This is a genomic window from Aquirufa nivalisilvae (assembly GCF_003143535.1).
Classification (GTDB): Bacteria; Bacteroidota; Bacteroidia; order Cytophagales; family Spirosomataceae; genus Aquirufa; species Aquirufa nivalisilvae.
This window is the reverse complement of sequence record NZ_CP029346.1, coordinates 2,508,854-2,526,501: the sequence shown is the minus strand read 5'-3', so window position 1 is coordinate 2,526,501 and position 17,648 is coordinate 2,508,854. Positions and strand designations below refer to the sequence as shown.

The following is a 17,648-nucleotide window of genomic DNA, read 5'->3' as shown; positions in this document are numbered from 1 at the left end:
GTCCAAAATATTGATTAAACGAGTAAAAAACTTAGAAAAGGCTTGACAAATTCAGTGTTGTGACGTAGTATTGTACTGTGCTTCAATATCGTAAGCGCTCTATTCAATATTCCAGATTCCATTCCATCTATTGTTAGTTTCACAATTTTGTAGATAATTTGCTTTTGGGCATTTCACAAAATCCTTTTGAAAAGGAATCGGGACTGTTATTCATTTAAGATTCATCATTTCCCATTTTATGGAAGAGAAACCGATCAGGAGAGTAAAAAAAGTACAAGAAGATTTACCTGCTACTGAGCGCCCGAAAAGGCAAAGAATTAAAAAAACTGGAGAAGATCAAGATCCTTCAACACCTAGTTTTCAACTAGATGAAGCCGCTCCTGTTGTTCAAGTTCAGCAAGAACCAATTTCAACACCTGTTGCCACCCAGGTTGAAGAACCCATTGAATACGATGCCATCATTCCAGCGGATGAATTTTTGGTAGATACGTCATTTGTTACAGGGGAGGAGAATGGTGCGGAGGCTCGTTCGGCTCAAGGTAGTCCAGAGGACTTAAAGAAATTACCCAAAGAAGAGGCGCCAGTTACTCCACAGCCACATTTCAAACGTTCTAATTACAATCAAGTTATCAAAGAATTGGATGGTTTGATTGAAAATGAAGGTGTTTTAGAGATTATGCAAGAGGGAGGATATGGTTTCATGCGTTCTTCTGATTATAATTATTTAGCGTCACCAGATGATATTTATGTATCACCTTCACAAATCAAAATGTTTGGTTTGAAAACGGGAGATACCATTAAAGGAACAATTCGTCCTCCGAAAGAAGGAGAGAAGTACTTTGCTTTATTGAAAATTGAAACGGTGAATGGTAAAACCACGGATGAGATTCGTGACCGTATTAATTTTGAATACTTGACACCTTTATTTCCTGAGGAGAAGTTGAATTTATCTACTTCGGCAGATAATTATTCCACACGTATTTTAGATCTTTTTGCCCCAATAGGTAAAGGTCAGCGTGGAATGATTGTGGCACAGCCTAAAACAGGTAAGACGGTTTTATTGAAAGATATAGCCAACGCTATTTCTCGGAATCATCCAGAGGTTTATTTGATTATTTTGTTAATCGATGAACGTCCAGAAGAGGTAACGGATATGCAGCGTTCCGTTCGTGCGGAGGTAATTTCTTCGACCTTTGATGAGCAGGCAGAGCGTCACGTGAAAGTGGCTAGCATTGTTTTGGAAAAAGCAAAACGTATGGTTGAATGTGGCCATGATGTCGTTATATTATTGGATTCTATCACACGTTTGGCTCGTGCGTATAATACTGTGGTTCCATCTTCGGGTAAGATTTTATCAGGGGGTGTGGATGCTAATGCTTTGCATAAACCAAAACGTTTCTTTGGTGCGGCTCGTAATGTGGAGAATGGAGGTTCTTTGACCATCATTGCTACAGCATTAATTGAGACAGGATCAAAAATGGATGAGGTGATTTTTGAAGAATTTAAAGGAACGGGTAATATGGAATTACAGTTGGATCGTAAATTGTCTAACCGCCGTATTTATCCGTCTATTGACGTTACAGCATCGGGTACTCGTCGTGAGGATTTATTAATGGATCCGGCGGTATTGCAACGAGTTTGGATATTGCGCAAGCATATGTCCGATATGAATTCGGTAGAAGCCATGGAGTTCTTGCAACAACAAATGAAAGGTACTAGAACCAATGAAGAGTTCTTGGTATCGATGAATCGATAAGATGACGATATTGCCTAAGGAATTATTCTCATTGGAGAAAACCAATAGCATACAGCCCGTATGGTTCGTAGGTCATGGTAGTCCCATGAATGCTTTGGCAGATAATCCTTTTACGCAGCATTTAAATCAATTAGGTAAGACCGTTTTGGAGCATAATAGCCCCAAGGCGGTCTTAATTATTTCTGCCCATTGGTTGACTCGAGGTACATTTGTTCAAGCTAGTGCAAAGCCTAAGATTATCTATGATTTTGGGGGATTTCCGCCAGCATTACATACGTTTCCCTATCCAGCTGTTGGCGATGCGGAGGATGCCAATTTATTAGCATCTCATAGTGCAAAGATTCATGCCACAACCGAGTGGGGATTGGATCATGGGGCATGGACAGTGCTATGTCATTTGTTCCCTAAAGCAGAATTACCTTGTTTTGAGGTTTCCATTGATTATGGCCAGCCTTTGGAATATCATGTCAGCTTGGCCCAGGAATTACAGTTTTTGCGAGAAAGAGGTGTATTGATTTTAGGAAGTGGCAATATTGTTCACAACTTACGTGCTAGTATGGCCAATTTGGGAAATGGTCGAGAGGCATTTGGTTATGATTGGGCACAAGAGTTTGATGTATGGTCAAGTCAAAAAATTCAAGATAAGGATTTGAGTGCTTTGATTAACTACGAAGGAGCACCAGGAGGAATGGAATCAGTTCCAACACCCGATCATTATATTCCAATGTTATACGCTTTGGCTTTAGCTAGAAAAGGAGAAGAGGTTCATTATACCTATGATGAGCTGGTTTATGGAGGTATTTCAATGCGTTGTTTTGAGATAAAATAAATATTACGATTTCCAGTTTGCGAAAGTCTGTTCAATTATTTGGCAGGCTTTTTTTATGTCATTTTCCGAGATACAAAGAGGAGGAGCTAGGCGAATTTTATTGCCATGAGTTGGTTTTGCTAATAAACCAGATTTCATCATGGATAAGCAGATTTCCCAAGCTATTGGACTTTCTTCATCTGTATTTATTTCAATCGCACAAAGGAGACCTTTGCCTCTCACTTCTCTTATGAGGGGGCATTTTTTTGCCAAATCATGTAAAAAACTCAGCAACTGATTTCCTCTAATTTGGGCATTTTCAATTAAATTTTCATCCTCCAATATATCGATAGCTTCGGAGGCAATGGCACAAGCTAGGGGATTTCCTCCAAAGGTGGATCCATGTTCTCCTGGTTTTAGGGTTAGCATGATCTCATCTCGACAAAGGACGGCAGATACGGGCATGAATCCACCTGAAAGAGCTTTTCCTAGTAGTAAAATGTCAGGTTTAACGTTCTCATGATCACAGGCTAGCCAAGCACCTGTTCTGCCTAAACCAGTTTGGATTTCGTCGGCAATGAACAAAACTTGGGCAGCTTGACAAAGTTCGATGGCCTTTTTTAAATAGTCAGAATCAGGCAATATGACACCTGCTTCTCCTTGAATGGGTTCCACCATAAAACCTGCTACATTGGGATTTTTTAGAGCGGATTCCAATGCAGCTAGATCATTGTAAGGGATTTTAATAAATCCAGGTAAAAATGGCCCAAAGTTGGTATAGCTTTGCGGATCATTGGATGCTGAGATGGCTGCTAGGGTTCTACCCCAAAAATTCCCTTCTGCCACAATAATTTGAGCTTGATTACTTGGAATACCTTTTACTTCATAGCCCCATTTACGGGTCAACTTGATGGCAGATTCTCCGGCTTCAACACCCGTATTCATAAATAAGACCTTATCGTATCCAAATTTATCGGCCAGTTTTTTTTCGGCTAAACCCAGTTGGTTATTATGAAAAGCTCTGGAACTTAAGGTTAATTGTTGCGCTTGTTTTATCATGACTTCCAGCAGCCTAGGATGGCAATGTCCTTGGTTCACAGCACTATAAGCAGACAAGAAATCGAGGTATTCTTTTCCATCCACATCCCAAACGATGGCCCCTTGGCCTTTTTCTAAAACAACGGGAATTGGATGATAATTGTGGGCGCCGTATTTATCTTCTAGTTCAATGAATTCTTGGCTGGTCATGGCGAAATATGCTTATCGTTAATTTGGGGTGGATTTGATTATCCTCGCTTGGCTTGAATTTGGTTGGTAATTGCTTGGATTTGACGATTTGGATTCGGCAATTTAGATTTGACAACTTAGATTTGACAACTTTTTAAAAGTTGTCAAATCTGTATTGCAAACCAGAATATCAAATCAGAATATCAAATCAAATTGTTTTTAAAAACAAAGGTTCCATTTTATTCGCTAAAATGGAACCTGAACCTTGATAATCTTAATCAATTATTTGGATTTAAAGCAGTTCATAAATTCCTGCAACTCCCTGTCCACCACCAACACAGGCTGTGACCATCCCGTATTTTTGATTTCTACGACGCATTTCATTGAATAATTGAATGGATAATTTAGCTCCAGAACACCCCAGTGGATGACCCAAAGCAATGGCTCCACCATTGACATTCACTCGGCTAGGATCTATTCCCAATGTTTTAATTACAGCTAATGATTGTGCTGCAAAGGCCTCATTTAGTTCAATTTGATCAATATTATCCAAAACCAACCCTGCTTTTTTCAAAGCAATTGGAATAGCCTCTACTGGACCAATACCCATTAAACTAGGTTCTACCCCAGCTGTAGCATAACTTACCATCCTTGCAATCGGCTGCACATTCAATTCCTTCAAGAACTTTTCAGAAACAACCATCACAAATGCCGCACCATCTGATGTTTGAGAGGCATTTCCTGCAGTTACTGTACCTCCCAAAGCAAATACAGGTTTTAGTTTAGCCAATGCTTCCAATGTCGTATCAGCTCTTGGACCTTCATCTTGACTAACAATGGAGGTACGTGTTTTTTTCTTCCCTTCTTTAGCATCAAAATAATTCTCAGTTACAGAAATGGGTACGATTTCAGAGGCAAATTTCCCTTCTTTGATAGCAGCAAGTGCTTTAACATGAGATTGATAAGCGAAGTTATCTTGTTCCTCACGTGTAACTTCATATTTTTTACTTACAGCCTCAGCCGTTAATCCCATACCAATGTAATAGTCGGGATGTTCTGAAGCTAAGTCATAATTCAAGACTGTCTTATGTCCCAGCATAGGTAACATCGTCATAGATTCCGTTCCACCAGCAATCACACAGTCGGCCATACCTGAGCTTACTTTGGCCGAAGCTAAAGCAATAGCCTCTAAGCCTGAGCCACAATAGCGATTGATAATAAAACCTGGAACATTTTTAGGCAATGATAAAAGAGAAATGTATCTGGCCATTTGCATTCCTTGCTCCGCTTCAGGAATAGCATTTCCTACAATGAGGTCGTCTACACGACTAGGGTCTAGCGTGGGAACTTGAGCCACCAAATGTTTGATAACTTCGGCTGCTAACGTATCAGGGCGAACAGTACGAAAACCTCCTCTATTGGCTTTGGCTACAGCTGTTCTGTAACCAGCAATGATATATGCGTTCATAATCAATTGATTTTGAATAGATTAATTTCTTGGTGGTTTGCCACCGTTTAAAAGACTACTGATACGTTCCAATGTTTTCTTCTCTCCAGAAAGAGATAAGAATGCTTCTCTTTCTAGATCCAATAAGTACTGTTCCGTTACCATTTGAGGGCTGTCCAAATCTCCACCACAAATAGCATAAGCTAGTTTATTGGCAATTAAAGAATCGTGTTCTGAGATATAATTACCCATTTTCATGCTGAATATTCCAGCTTTAAATAGAGCTAAACCTTGTTTCCCCTCTACCCAAACATCTGAACGCTGTTGTTTTTGTACATATCCAGCATCAGCTAAAGCTAAAGCTTCTCTTTTAGCTTCGGCAATCAGTTGGCTACGGTTCAACACGATTCGGTCAAAAGGACGAATGTAATTCATCTCTTTGGCCTCGTAGGCTGATGTACTTACTTTTGCCGTTGCAATATTCATAAAGGCTTGTTGAAGTCGATTTAACTCCACATCGCCTGATTGACGAGCATCACCCATGCGCATGGCCATCTCTTTGGTTCCTCCTCCAGCTGGAATCAAACCAACACCAACTTCCACTAAGCCCATGTAGGTTTCTGCATGTGCCACTAATCTATCTGCGTGTAAACTGATTTCGCAACCACCGCCTAGGGCAAGGGTATGAGGTGCCACAACTACTGGAATGGATGAATAACGAACACGCATCATAGTATTTTGGAATACCGCAATCATATTATTGACTTCATCAAACTCTTGATTTGCCGCAAACATGAATAGCATGCCCAAATTAGCTCCAGCAGAGAAAGCTTCTACACCTTCATTTCCGATGACCAATCCTCGATAATTTTTCTCAGCTAAGTCAATGGCTTTTTGAATTCCTTCCAAAACGCCTTGACCCATGGTATTCATTTTGGAGTGAAATTCTAAGCAAATGATATCATCCCCTAAATCAACGATGGTAGCATCGTCGTTTTGGTAAACTATTTTATCCGGTTTTAAGCTGGAAAGGAAAATTTGATTTTCAATTCCCTCAATCGCACGGTAATTTTTTGAAGTTAAATCATAGTACAGTCGTTTCCCGCCTTCATTTTTATAGAAACTAGTGAACCCTTTTTGTACCATTTCTACTACCCAAGCTGCTGCTTCCATGCCATTTTCATGCATCAAGTCAAGCCCCTTTTGTACACCTAAGGCATCCCAAGTTTCGAAAATGCCCATTTCCCAACCAAATCCTGCACAGATAGCTTGATCAATTTTCACCAAATCATCCGCAATTTCAGGAATACGATGAGAGGCATAACGGAACCCATCTAAAATGGTTCTGCGATAAAATTCTCCTGCCAAATCTTTTCCAGCTAAAAGAATTTCAAATCGCTTTGGTAATGAATCGATCGCTTTGGAACGGTCTAAAGTTTCGAAGGAAACTTTTTGAGCAGCTCTATATTCAAATGTTTGTAAATCAAGACTTAGAATCTCCGTTTTACCTTGTGCATTTTTAGTCTTTTTGTAAAAGCCTTGTCCCGTCTTATCCCCCAACCACTTATTCTCCATCAGTTTCTGGAGCATCTTAGGTAAGATAAAGATGTCTTTACTCTCATCATTAGCGACAGCTTTGTACAAATTATTTGCCACATGAACTGTAGTGTCTAATCCAACGACATCTGATAAACGGAAAGTACCTGATTTTGGACGACCTACTACTTTAGAGGTTAGTTTGTCCACTTGCTCTACCGTAAGACCTAATTCCTCTACCACTTTCATGGTTTGCATCATGGAATATACACCAATGCGGTTGGCAATAAATGCGGGAGTGTCTTTACATAAAACGGTAGTTTTTCCTAAGTTAGTTTGACCAAATCTCAACAAAAATTGAATGACATCAGGAGAGGTTTGTGGAGTAGGAATGATTTCCAATAAACGCAAATAACGAGGAGGATTAAAAAAGTGCGTTCCACAAAAATGTTTTTGGAAATCATCACTTCTACCTTCAGCCATTAAATGAATTGGAATTCCTGAAGTATTAGAGCTAATTAAAGTTCCCTTGGTACGAATAGCATCTACTTTTTCGAATAAGGATTTTTTGATGTCCAAATTCTCCACAATAACTTCCATGATCCAATCTGCCGAAGCAATATCTTGTAAGTTATCATCAAAATTTCCTAGTTTGATGCGTTTGGCAAAATCACTAACGTATAATGAAGCAGGCTTTGATTTTAGCGTTTGTTGAAATGCTAGATTGACAATTCGGTTTTTCACCAGTGGATGTGTCAAACTCAGGCCTTTGGCTGTTTCTTCAGCTGTTAGTTCTTTAGGGGCAATGTCCAGTAGCAATACATCAACGCCAATATTGGCAAAGTGACATGCAATTCGTGAACCCATGATGCCTGAACCTAAAATGGCAACTTTTTTGATCGAACGATTCATTAGAATGATGTTTTTAATTAAAAACGTAAGCGCGTAAAGTTAATTAAATTTTGAAATGTTATGCAAGCATACTAATTTTTTTTGATAAAATAATCCATCCTTCCGCTAAACCTCGACAGCGTTTTAAACGCTGTCGAGGTTAACGAAAAATAAAAATATTATTGCTCCATATAACTGGTAATAGGCTCGCAAGCACAGACTAAGTTGCGATCACCATAGGCCGAATCAATGCGAGATACGCTTGGCCAAAATTTATTTGCCTTCACATAGGCTAATGGGAAAACAGCCTTTTCTCTACTGTATGGGCGATTCCATTCTCCAATCAATACGACACTTTGCGTATGTGGAGCGTTTTTCAATACATTATTTAGCTTGTCAGCTTGTCCATCTTCAATCTCTTGGATTTCTGCACGAATACTCAATAAGGCATCACAAAAACGATCTAACTCTTCTTTGTTCTCAGATTCAGTTGGCTCGATCATCAAGGTTCCAGCAACAGGAAATGAAAGGGTAGGAGCATGGAATCCATAATCCATTAATCGCTTAGCTATGTCTTCAGCTTCTATTCCTACACTAGCTTTGAACGGTCGGCAATCCACAATCATTTCGTGTGCGCAACGACCCTGTGAACCTGTGTAAAGAATTGGAAACTTAGTCTCCAATCTTGCTTTAATATAATTGGCATTTAGGATTGCGGTTTCTGTAGCACGAGTTAATCCTTCTCCTCCCATCATAGCAATGTAGGCATAAGAAATGGCTAAGATACTGGCTGAACCTACTGGGCCCGCTGATACCGCTCCATGACTGCTTGCCTCTACGGAGTCTGTCATCACGTGTCCTGGTAAAAACGGCACTAATTGCTTCGCTACACCAATGGGTCCCATGCCTGGGCCACCACCACCGTGAGGAATACAGAATGTCTTATGTAAATTCAAGTGACAAACATCCGCTCCGATAGTCGCAGGAGAAGTTAATCCTACTTGTGCATTCATATTGGCACCATCCATATAAACTTGACCCCCATTTTCATGGATGATTTTGCAAATTTCTTTGATGGACTCTTCAAAAACTCCGTGGGTACTTGGGTAAGTTACCATCAAGCAAGCCAAATCATCTTTGTGTTCAATGGCTTTGGCACGTAATTGTTCTACATCAATATTACCGTTGGCATCACATCCCGTAACAATCACTTTCATGCCAGCCATCACCGCTGAAGCAGGATTAGTTCCATGAGCAGAAGAAGGAATTAAGGCTACATTACGGTGCGAATCTCCACGAGAAGCGTGGTAAGCACGAATAACCATTAAACCTGCATATTCTCCTTGTGCACCAGAATTAGGCTGCATCGACATGGCTGCAAATCCTGTGATTTCACATAACCAATCATTTAATTCCATGATTAATCGTTGATAACCACGTGTCTGACTTGCTGGTGCAAATGGGTGAATTTTTCCAAGTTCAGGCCACGTTACTGGAATCATCTCTGTCGTAGCATTTAATTTCATGGTACAAGAACCTAATGAAATCATGGAATGCACCATGGATAAATCTTTGGATTCCAAAGATTTTAAATAGCGTAACATGCCATGCTCGGAATGATAACGGTTAAAAACCTCATGGCTTAAAAAGGCAGATTGACGAGTTAATTTAGCTGGAATTCTCCAAGTAATACTCATTTCTTCTCCTCCGATTCCTTCCATTTTAACGCGTTGGAAGAAACCAAGTATTTCAACTACATCTTCTTCTTGTGTCGTTTCATCTAAAGAGATACTTAATTTACTGCTATCATTTCTGAAATAGCGGAAATTGCGCTCGGAATCTTCCGCCAATTCTCTAATTTCTTCGGTATATTCCCCAGTGATAACAGTAATGGTATCAAAATGATGTGTATTTTCTAAGCTAAAGCCCAATTTTTGAAGTCCTGCGGCTAATAATTCCGTCAGTCCATAAATTTTGGTGGCTTTGTTTTTTAATTCTTCAGGCCCGTGGTAAATGGCATAAGCCGCTGCCATGATGGATAATAATACTTGAGCCGTACAAATATTGGAAGTCGCTTTTTCTCTACGGATATGTTGTTCGCGTGTTTGAAGCGCCATACGTAAAGCTCTATTTCCTTCGGCATCAATGGATACTCCAATGATTCGGCCTGGTATATTTCTTTTGTACTTTTCTTTGGTAGCAAAGAAAGCGGCATGAGGTCCACCAAATCCCATAGGTACACCGAAACGCTGTGAACTTCCAACCACCACATCGGCTCCCATTTCACCTGGAGGAGTTAAGATGGTTAGAGCTAATAAATCTGCAGCGACCACCACTTGAAGGCCATTTTCTTTGGCTGATTCAATTAGGGCTGTATAGTCAAAAACCTCACCATTGCTGGCAGGGTATTGTAAAACGATAGCATAATATTGAGCATCTGTAACATCAATGTTCAAATGATTCCCAACCACCACATTGATTCCAAGAGGTTCAGCTCTCGTTTTAAGCACATCGATGGTTTGCGGTAAACATAGTTCAGATACAAAAATAGATTCCGCTTGATTTCTCTCAGCAGGTCTTTGTCCGTGCAACATTGTCATTGCCTCTGCCGCAGCGGTTCCTTCATCTAAAAGCGATGCATTGGCTAATTCCATACCAGTCAAATCAATGATCATGGTTTGGTAATTTAATAACATTTCCAAACGACCTTGGGCAATTTCCGCTTGGTAAGGCGTATAAGCAGTATACCAAGATGGATTTTCTAAGATATTTCGTAGAATAACAGAAGGCACGATGGTATCGTAATATCCTAAACCAATATGGCTTTTGAATATTTTATTTTGCCCCATAATTTGTTTGAAATCACGTAAAAATTCAAACTCTGTTTTGGGATTCGGTAATCGTAGACCTTGCGGTAAGCGTATAGGTTGAGGAACAGTTTGTTGAATTAAAGTAGTCAGACTATCTACGCCTATGGTTTTTAACATAGCCGCGATATCAGTTGGATTTGAATTGTTGTGACGCAATGAAAAATCTTCCCTGTATTTGAAATTGGGGATCATAGGATGAAGGCGAAATTTGTGTGAAAAAACGTTGTAAAATTAATCTTTTTATGGGATTTATTTTTCAATTCTTATCTTGCGAACTTAAATTTTTCCTCAACAAAATGAAAAAGACTTACTATTCGGTTTTAGCACTTTTTTTAGTTGCAAAACTTATCCCATTGAGCCTTGTCGCTCAATCAAATCCAGTCCCTTATGCCTATACGATCAAGGCGGAAGATTTGAAAAAACATTTGACTTTTATTGCTTCCGATAGCTTGAAAGGTAGAAATACAGGTTCAGCTGAACAAAAAGTTGCAGCGAACTACATTGCTAACCATTTTAAAGCTGTGGGGCTAGCCCCAGTTCAAGGCAGTTATTTTCAAAAGGTAGATTTAGTCAATCGTTCATGGACCAACGTAGCCGCTCAAATTAAGGGTAAATCCTATGGCTATTTGTCGGATTTTATGGCTTATGCTCTGGCGCCTGTCGCAGCTGGAACAAAAGCTCCGACCGTTTTTGCTGGTTATGGTGTGCAGCAGGGTGCTTTTACTGATTTTGATAAGCTGAAAGCCAAAGGTGCCATGGTTGTGGTGATAGACGGTGAAGCCAAAGATCAGGCTGGAAACTACGTGCTTTCTGGTTCAAAAGACCCTTCTGCTTTTGGTAAGGCAACAGGCTGGAGAGAAAAAATGAAATTAGCCAAAGCTGCCGGAGCTACTGGTTTAATTGTCATTACGGATAAAGATGAGAAATCGTTTAGTGCTCAATTAAATCAGCGTCAGGTTATGATGAAGCGTTTTGGCAATGAGCGTATGGTATTGAAAGATGAAACTCAGAATAAAGATGCTGAATTTCCAGTAATATTAATTTCATCTGCGATGGCTGCTCAATTATTAGGAACAGATGTAGCAGCTATTGAAGCATTCAAAACTAAAGTTTCAACGGAGAAAAAATCAGTAGCCAGTAAATTCAAAGCGGGTATCATTGAACTGAAAATTGAAAATACAGAAAGCCCAGTAGACACCTACAATGTCGTTGGATTTTTGGAAGGAACCGATAAAAAATCAGAAGTGGTTGTCATTACTGCTCACTATGATCACATCGGTGTTTCGGCAGATGGACGAATCAACAATGGGGCTAATGACGATGGATCAGGTACCGTAACAGTGATGGAATTAGCGCAGGCTTTTGGAAAGGCTGCTGCTGAGGGACATCGTCCACGTAGAAGTATCTTGTTTATGACTGTAACGGGCGAAGAAAAAGGATTGTTAGGCTCTGAGTATTACTCGAATCATCCTTTGTTCCCATTGGAGAATACCGTTTGTGATTTGAACATCGACATGGTGGGTCGCTACGATGATGAGCATATTGGTAAGCCAGATTATATCTATGAAATTGGTTCTGATAAATTATCTTCTCAGTTGCGCGCTGTATTAGAAGAGCAAAATAAGAAACACATTGGTTTAGAATTGGACTATAAATACAATGATCCCAATGATCCGAACCGTTTCTATTACCGTTCTGATCATTACAACTTTGCTAAGCATAAAATTCCTGTGGCATTCTTCTTCAATGGCGTTCATGAAGATTATCACCAACCAGGTGATGATGTAGAGAAAATTGAATTTGACCAAATTCAAAAAGTAGGTAGATTAGTTTTCTACATGGCTTGGGAAATTTCTAACAGAGAACAACGCTTACCAGTGGATTCTAACAAACCATAAAAGCTTTATAAATATGAAAATAGCCTCAAATATCATTTGAGGCTATTTTTTTGATGTGTTATCAATATGTCAATGCATGAAAAAGGTTGGTCGGATTCAAGTATTGACCATTTTTTCTTTATTTCATTAACATTATTGGAATAATACTTTTCATGGACTTTCTTTTTTTTCATAAAAAAAGAAACAAAAAAAACAGAAGAAATAAGGTTAATCCTTAGACGAATTCTGCTTCGCAGAACCGATTTTCTCTCCCCTTACGGCTTAAATCTTTGACGCTTTCGCACATGGCCAATGCGCAAGGTCAAATATCCGCCTGCCGCTTCGCTCAAGCTCCGTTCCAATCTTTCGTTAGGATTAACCTTTACAATGTAGAATAATTCATCATCTATAATCCAGAATTTATAATTTTCTGGACAAACGCTTCATGGGTCTTTTGTGCTTGTAGGATAAAATCATTTTCTTTCCAATCGCCAATCACGTTTTCCATTTCCTTTTGGTTGTGAAACATGGCTTGGCGGAACGGATCTTGGAAATCTTTGGCACGCGAACGTTCAATCCCTTTGGCAATGAATGCCGAAACTTCAATAGCCTTATTTTTCCATTGCTGCATGAAAGTTGGATCTCCTAAATCAGATGTTTGAATGATTTTTAAAGCGGCTAGGGCATTTTGAAATTTAAGATCAGGATATAGCTCAGCTTGTTCTTGATAAAATTGATGAACTTGATTCCATGAGGTAATTTGACTAGTACGGATATTGGTCTTTAGTCCTTCCACAGCTTCTGAAGGGACTAATTGTCCTCCTAGATTTTCCCAATGTGAAATCCTTTGCTTGGAAGCGTTTTTCAATATATCCAATGTGCTTAGGTTTGGATTTCTTTCATGAGCCCCGAGCCATTCTTGGAAGGCATGGTAATGGATTAAATCCTTGAAAATATGGTAAGCACGATAACTTTTAGCGATTTTGCTCTTACGTTTAGAGTTTTCAATACCTGTGGCCCAAACATCTAAGCTGACGTTTTCATTGGCTGGATTTTCTAGCCATTTTTTACCTGCTTCTTGCGTCTTTTCTGGAAGTGAATCGCCCACCCAAGTTTCTAATAAGGTTAAGGCATTCAGTATTTCCTCTATGGTATCAGGCGCCAGAAAATCATATTCCAAAAGCATATTCTTGTTGATCCTCTGATCACGATTCGCAAACTTCCATGCATTTCTTGCCAAAGCATACAGATTATATTGAAACCAATATGCCGCAATGATTAATAAGCCTCCAGAAGCTTCATCATTTCCAATCAATGAAAAGGGAAGAGGATTTTGAATTTCCGCTGGATAATTCCCTTTGGAAATTAAATTGAAGCTGGCAAATTTAGAATTGTGTTTTAAGCTAATAGAAAGGCCTGGCCAAAAGCCTCTTCCTGCTTGTAATTCGCCATCTGCACCCCGACTGTTATGGTTGGAGCCCAGGGTAGCACCGGCAGCCATGTTGCTTTGACCTTTGATGATGGCGGCACAAAGAAAGGAATTGTTGTGGTGTTGTTCATGGGCTGGGAAAATAAGCGCATTCAATACTTCACAGCAAGAAATGGTTGAATTGCTTCCAAGAAAGGAGTTGATTAGACGAGCTCCATATTTCAGCTGCGAATGGGCCGCTAAAATAAAACGGACAGCCTTAACGCCATAAAATATTCGGCAACCCTCGTGAATGATTCCATTGACTAGTTCACAACCTTCCCCGATTTGCGTATTGGCTTCTGGGTATGAAATAATAGTTAGGTTTTTCAACTTATTGGCCCCTTTGATGTAGGTGTCTGAACCCATGTTGACATCCTTTATAATCCCTGTGTTTTTAATCACAGTTCGGTCGCCAATTTGACCATAATATCCTCTTTTGGTGGAAAATTCCGCTTGTGTAAGTGCCTTGTATTGGGCTTGAAGCAAGTCGTCATCTCGGTCTTGGGTCCATAAATAGGCATCTGCAGGACGCATTCCCACAAATGGAATGACTTTTCTTCCTCCATTTTCATTACCTAATTCTAGCCAAATTCGAATACGTTCTTCTTCTCCTTCCTTCACGATACCATTTCCAAATTTGGCGGTTGGAGTAGTGGCTAATTCATTGACTTGCAGTATCATGACTTCATTTCCAATTTGATAATTGGACAGTAAATTCACTCGGTCTATGCTCACATTATCGCCAATATCACTACTAATAATGGTGCTATTGTAAATGCCAACAGGCATTCTTAGGTTTTTGAATTCCAAATAGACATGTTCTAAAATACCGATTCGGATGATACCAAAAAACCGACAATTTTTAATAAGGTGTGGGTTAAAGCCTGGTTTAACTTGAATATCTTTCCAATTCTCTGCTTCATTAAAATTGGCTTCTAAGATTTCAATTTCTCGTGCAGACAGAAGTCTGTAGTCTGAGAGTTTGATATTTTTATTGCGGAGATCGAATTCGCTTTCACCCTCTTTCAAGTAGTTTTTGCTGACAAATTCGAAGCCTAAATGGGCTATGGGTTTCTTTTCTATTCGATTCATCTCTCGTAAAATTCTATGGGTAAATGATCAGGATCACTTGTGAAAGTAAAGCGCTTTTCTGTAAATTCATCGATTCGGATTGCTTCACAAGTAAGGCCTTTTTGTTGTAAAATAGCTATTGTTTCATCCAAATTAGATACCTCAAAGGCTAAATGCCTTAGTCCGCATGCTTCCGGTCTAGACACTCGGGCAGGAGTTTCTGGAAATGAAAACAATTCGATGTAATAGACACCTTGAAAGCTAAGGTCTAGCTTATAAGAATCTCTTTCTTGACGATATACTTCTCGGATAATGTCAAATCCTAACATTTCGGTATAAAACTGTTTGGATAGGGCATAATTGGAGCAGATAATGGCCACATGATGAATGCCTAAAAGCGGGATTTTGTTGAGCATCTTTATTGGGGACTAGTGGCAACAGCAATTTTTGAATCGGCGGTACCATAATATAAAAACCAGCGAGATTTAAACGGAACTAAACCCTCCACAAAACAGACCTCATTCACTTCACCAATTTTTTCATACTCCTTATTAGGCCAAATGAAAGGTTGGTTAGATCGATGGATTAGCTGATAAGGTTTATCTAGATTAAATAATGCTTGAGCAGCACTATAAGTGAATTTTGGGAAATTGGAATCATTGAAATTAGCCGCATTACTGCTGTTGTAAATCAATAAAATGCCCGACTTTCTAACTAATGCGTAAGGGCCAGGTTCTACTAGTCGACTATCGAAATAGCCTTTTCTAGGTTGAAGCACTGAAATTCTTTGTTTGTTTTCGGCATCCTCTAAAACAGACCAATGAATCAGGTCTTTGGATTGAGCCATGAATAAATCTGTATCACCAAAGTACATCCAATAGGAACCATTTATTTTCGTGGCAATCATTTTTGAGCCTACTTGTTTGACAACGATGGCGCCAGATTTCGACCAAAGGTCGATGTATTTAGGATCTTTCAACATGGGCCCCATTTTTTTCCAATGGATTAAATCAGTCGAAGTGGCAAAGCATAAACGGGCTGTTTTTCCGTCATAAGAAGTATAGGTAATTAGATAGCTTCCTTCTTCTGTTTGAACAATACGCGGATCTTCAATTCCTCCTGGCCATTCGTATTTTTTAAATGCATCTTGTTCTGGAAAAAGAATGGGTTGAGGCATTTTTTTGAAATGAATACCATCATCACTAATGGCTAAGCCGATGCGGGAAGTACCTAAAGAATCTTGGGCTCTGTAAAGTAAATGCACTTTTCCATCTTTTATTAAAGCTGTAGGATTGAGTACATTTTTATTTTCCCAGCCAACTGTTTTGCCTTGAACGGGGCAAAAGAACTGCTGTTTTAAGTCAGGTTTTAGGATGGGATTCGCTGCATCTTGCTTGGTGAAATTAGTTATTTGCCAAGTATTTGTGCTTTTATTTTGCCCCAAAGAAATAAGGGAACAAAGATAGATGGACAGTCCAAAAAGATAAGAAGGGATTTTATAGAGTAGATTCATGTAGTATGGTGAGAGTTTAAATTTACTAAAATGCCTGTTGAAACGTATATTAAAAGGTAATTTTCGGCAAATTTTTACCGAATGCTTCTTGTCAAAGAAGCCTACAGGTCAGCATTGACCGTAAATTTCTAATGAATTCATGCATTTGATCAAAGGAAAATTTTAAATTGGGTTATCATACCTATAAACATAAAAATGGAAAGACGAGATTTTTTACAATCCTCCTTATTGACAGGCTTAGCCACGGGCATGCCCTCAATTCAAGATAAAATTTTGGCACCTAAATTACAGCCAAAAATTAAGTTAAGTGTTTCCAGTTATTCTTACTGGCATTTTAAGGGTGATAAATTTCCGATTGAAAAGGTGATAGATGATGCGGCAGCTTTGGGCCTGGAAGGGATCGATGTGTTGCACCGACAAATGGAAAGTGAAGACAATGCTTATTTACAAAAAATCAAGAAACATGCATTTTTGAATGGTATTGCATTGACCTGTTTATCCATCCATCAAGGTTTTGTGACTCCAGATAAAGAAGAGTTGAAAAAACATGTAGATCATACGATTCATTGCATTGAGTTGGCTTACAAAATGGGGATTCCTTGTTTACGCTTAAATACAGGTCGGTGGAATACGATTAAATCATTTGATGATTTAATGAAAAACAGAGGAGTTGAGCCTATTTTGCCAGGTTATACAGAAGATGATGGATACAAATGGTGTGTGGAAGGGATTCAAAGATGTTTGGCCAAGGCAGAGGAATGCGGGGTGTTGTTGGCTCTTGAAAACCACTGGGGATTAGGTTCAACTCCCGAAGGAATGTTGCGAATTCATGATACCGTTAATTCTCCTTGGTTGGGATTATTGATGGATACAGGAAACTTCTTGGAAGATCCTTATGATAAACTAGAAAAAATAGCTCCTAAAGCTAGCTTTGTTCAGGCTAAAACCTATTACGGAGGAGGCGAATGGTACTCCTTGGAATTAGATTACAAGCGGATTATCAATATTTTAAAGAAGGTGAATTACCAAGGCTATATTTCCATTGAATTTGAAGGTAAAGAAAATTCCTATTCTGGAGTTAGAAAAAGTGTTGAATTACTAAGAAAAGCCTTAGGATAGTTATCAATTTGTTGGACAACAAATCACTTTTTAAATCGTTCGCTCTGTGACGCGCAACGCTG

General features: G+C 39.2%; 11 protein-coding genes. 4 read left to right on the top strand and 7 right to left on the bottom strand.

Translation table 11 applies throughout. The annotated features are described in order from the left end of the window. Window positions 1–238 precede the first annotated feature (238 nt). Window positions 239–1,756, top strand: a complete 1,518-nt coding sequence (gene rho / locus HME7025_RS10740) for a transcription termination factor Rho (protein ID WP_109323900.1) — start codon at window positions 239–241, stop codon at window positions 1,754–1,756. Between the two features lies 1 nt (window position 1,757). After that, complete coding sequence (locus HME7025_RS10735) at window positions 1,758–2,585, top strand: dioxygenase family protein (RefSeq protein ID WP_109323899.1); 828 nt, start codon at window positions 1,758–1,760, stop codon at window positions 2,583–2,585. Window positions 2,586–2,588: 3 nt separating this feature from the next. Here HME7025_RS10735 and rocD read toward each other — a convergent pair whose 3' ends face one another. From rocD to gcvP, 4 genes are all read right to left on the bottom strand, one after another. Then, complete coding sequence (rocD, locus tag HME7025_RS10730) at window positions 2,589–3,812, bottom strand: ornithine--oxo-acid transaminase (protein ID WP_109323898.1); 1,224 nt, start codon at window positions 3,810–3,812, stop codon at window positions 2,589–2,591. 271 nt (window positions 3,813–4,083) lie between these two features. Next, the gene (locus tag HME7025_RS10725; RefSeq protein ID WP_109323897.1) at window positions 4,084–5,259 is read right to left on the bottom strand and encodes an acetyl-CoA C-acyltransferase; all 1,176 of its coding nucleotides are present in this window, start codon (window positions 5,257–5,259) and stop codon (window positions 4,084–4,086) included. A 21-nt stretch (window positions 5,260–5,280) separates the two neighbouring features. After that, on the bottom strand, window positions 5,281–7,686 hold the full coding sequence (locus HME7025_RS10720) for a 3-hydroxyacyl-CoA dehydrogenase/enoyl-CoA hydratase family protein (RefSeq protein WP_109323896.1): 2,406 nt from the start codon (window positions 7,684–7,686) through the stop codon (window positions 5,281–5,283). A gap of 158 nt (window positions 7,687–7,844) precedes the next feature. Continuing rightward, on the bottom strand, window positions 7,845–10,727 hold the full coding sequence (gene gcvP, locus HME7025_RS10715; RefSeq protein WP_109323895.1) for an aminomethyl-transferring glycine dehydrogenase: 2,883 nt from the start codon (window positions 10,725–10,727) through the stop codon (window positions 7,845–7,847). A 104-nt stretch (window positions 10,728–10,831) separates the two neighbouring features. Here gcvP and HME7025_RS10710 point away from each other — a divergent pair, with 104 nt between their 5' ends. After that, on the top strand, window positions 10,832–12,433 hold the full coding sequence (locus tag HME7025_RS10710; protein WP_109325407.1) for a M28 family metallopeptidase: 1,602 nt from the start codon (window positions 10,832–10,834) through the stop codon (window positions 12,431–12,433). Between the two features lie 385 nt (window positions 12,434–12,818). On the opposite strand, the gene HME7025_RS10705 is transcribed toward HME7025_RS10710, so the two are convergent. The 3 genes from HME7025_RS10705 to HME7025_RS10695 are packed head-to-tail and all read right to left on the bottom strand — an operon-like array spanning window position 12,819 to window position 16,467. Continuing rightward, window positions 12,819–14,975 carry a DUF4954 family protein gene (locus HME7025_RS10705; RefSeq protein WP_109323891.1) on the bottom strand — a complete coding sequence of 719 codons (2,157 nt, stop codon included), beginning with the start codon at window positions 14,973–14,975 and terminating at the stop codon, window positions 12,819–12,821. After that, window positions 14,972–15,370, bottom strand: a complete 399-nt coding sequence (gene gloA2, locus HME7025_RS10700; RefSeq protein ID WP_109323880.1) for an SMU1112c/YaeR family gloxylase I-like metalloprotein — start codon at window positions 15,368–15,370, stop codon at window positions 14,972–14,974. Before gloA2 ends, HME7025_RS10705 begins: the two co-directional genes overlap by 4 nt. Before the next feature lie 2 nt (window positions 15,371–15,372). Beyond that, window positions 15,373–16,467, bottom strand: a complete 1,095-nt coding sequence (locus HME7025_RS10695) for a glycoside hydrolase family 130 protein (protein WP_109323879.1) — start codon at window positions 16,465–16,467, stop codon at window positions 15,373–15,375. Between the two features lie 195 nt (window positions 16,468–16,662). Between HME7025_RS10695 and HME7025_RS10690 the strand changes: the two genes are divergently transcribed. Further along, window positions 16,663–17,586: a sugar phosphate isomerase/epimerase family protein gene (locus tag HME7025_RS10690; protein WP_193495318.1), complete on the top strand. Its 924-nt coding sequence runs from the start codon at window positions 16,663–16,665 to the stop codon at window positions 17,584–17,586. Window positions 17,587–17,648 lie beyond the last annotated feature (62 nt).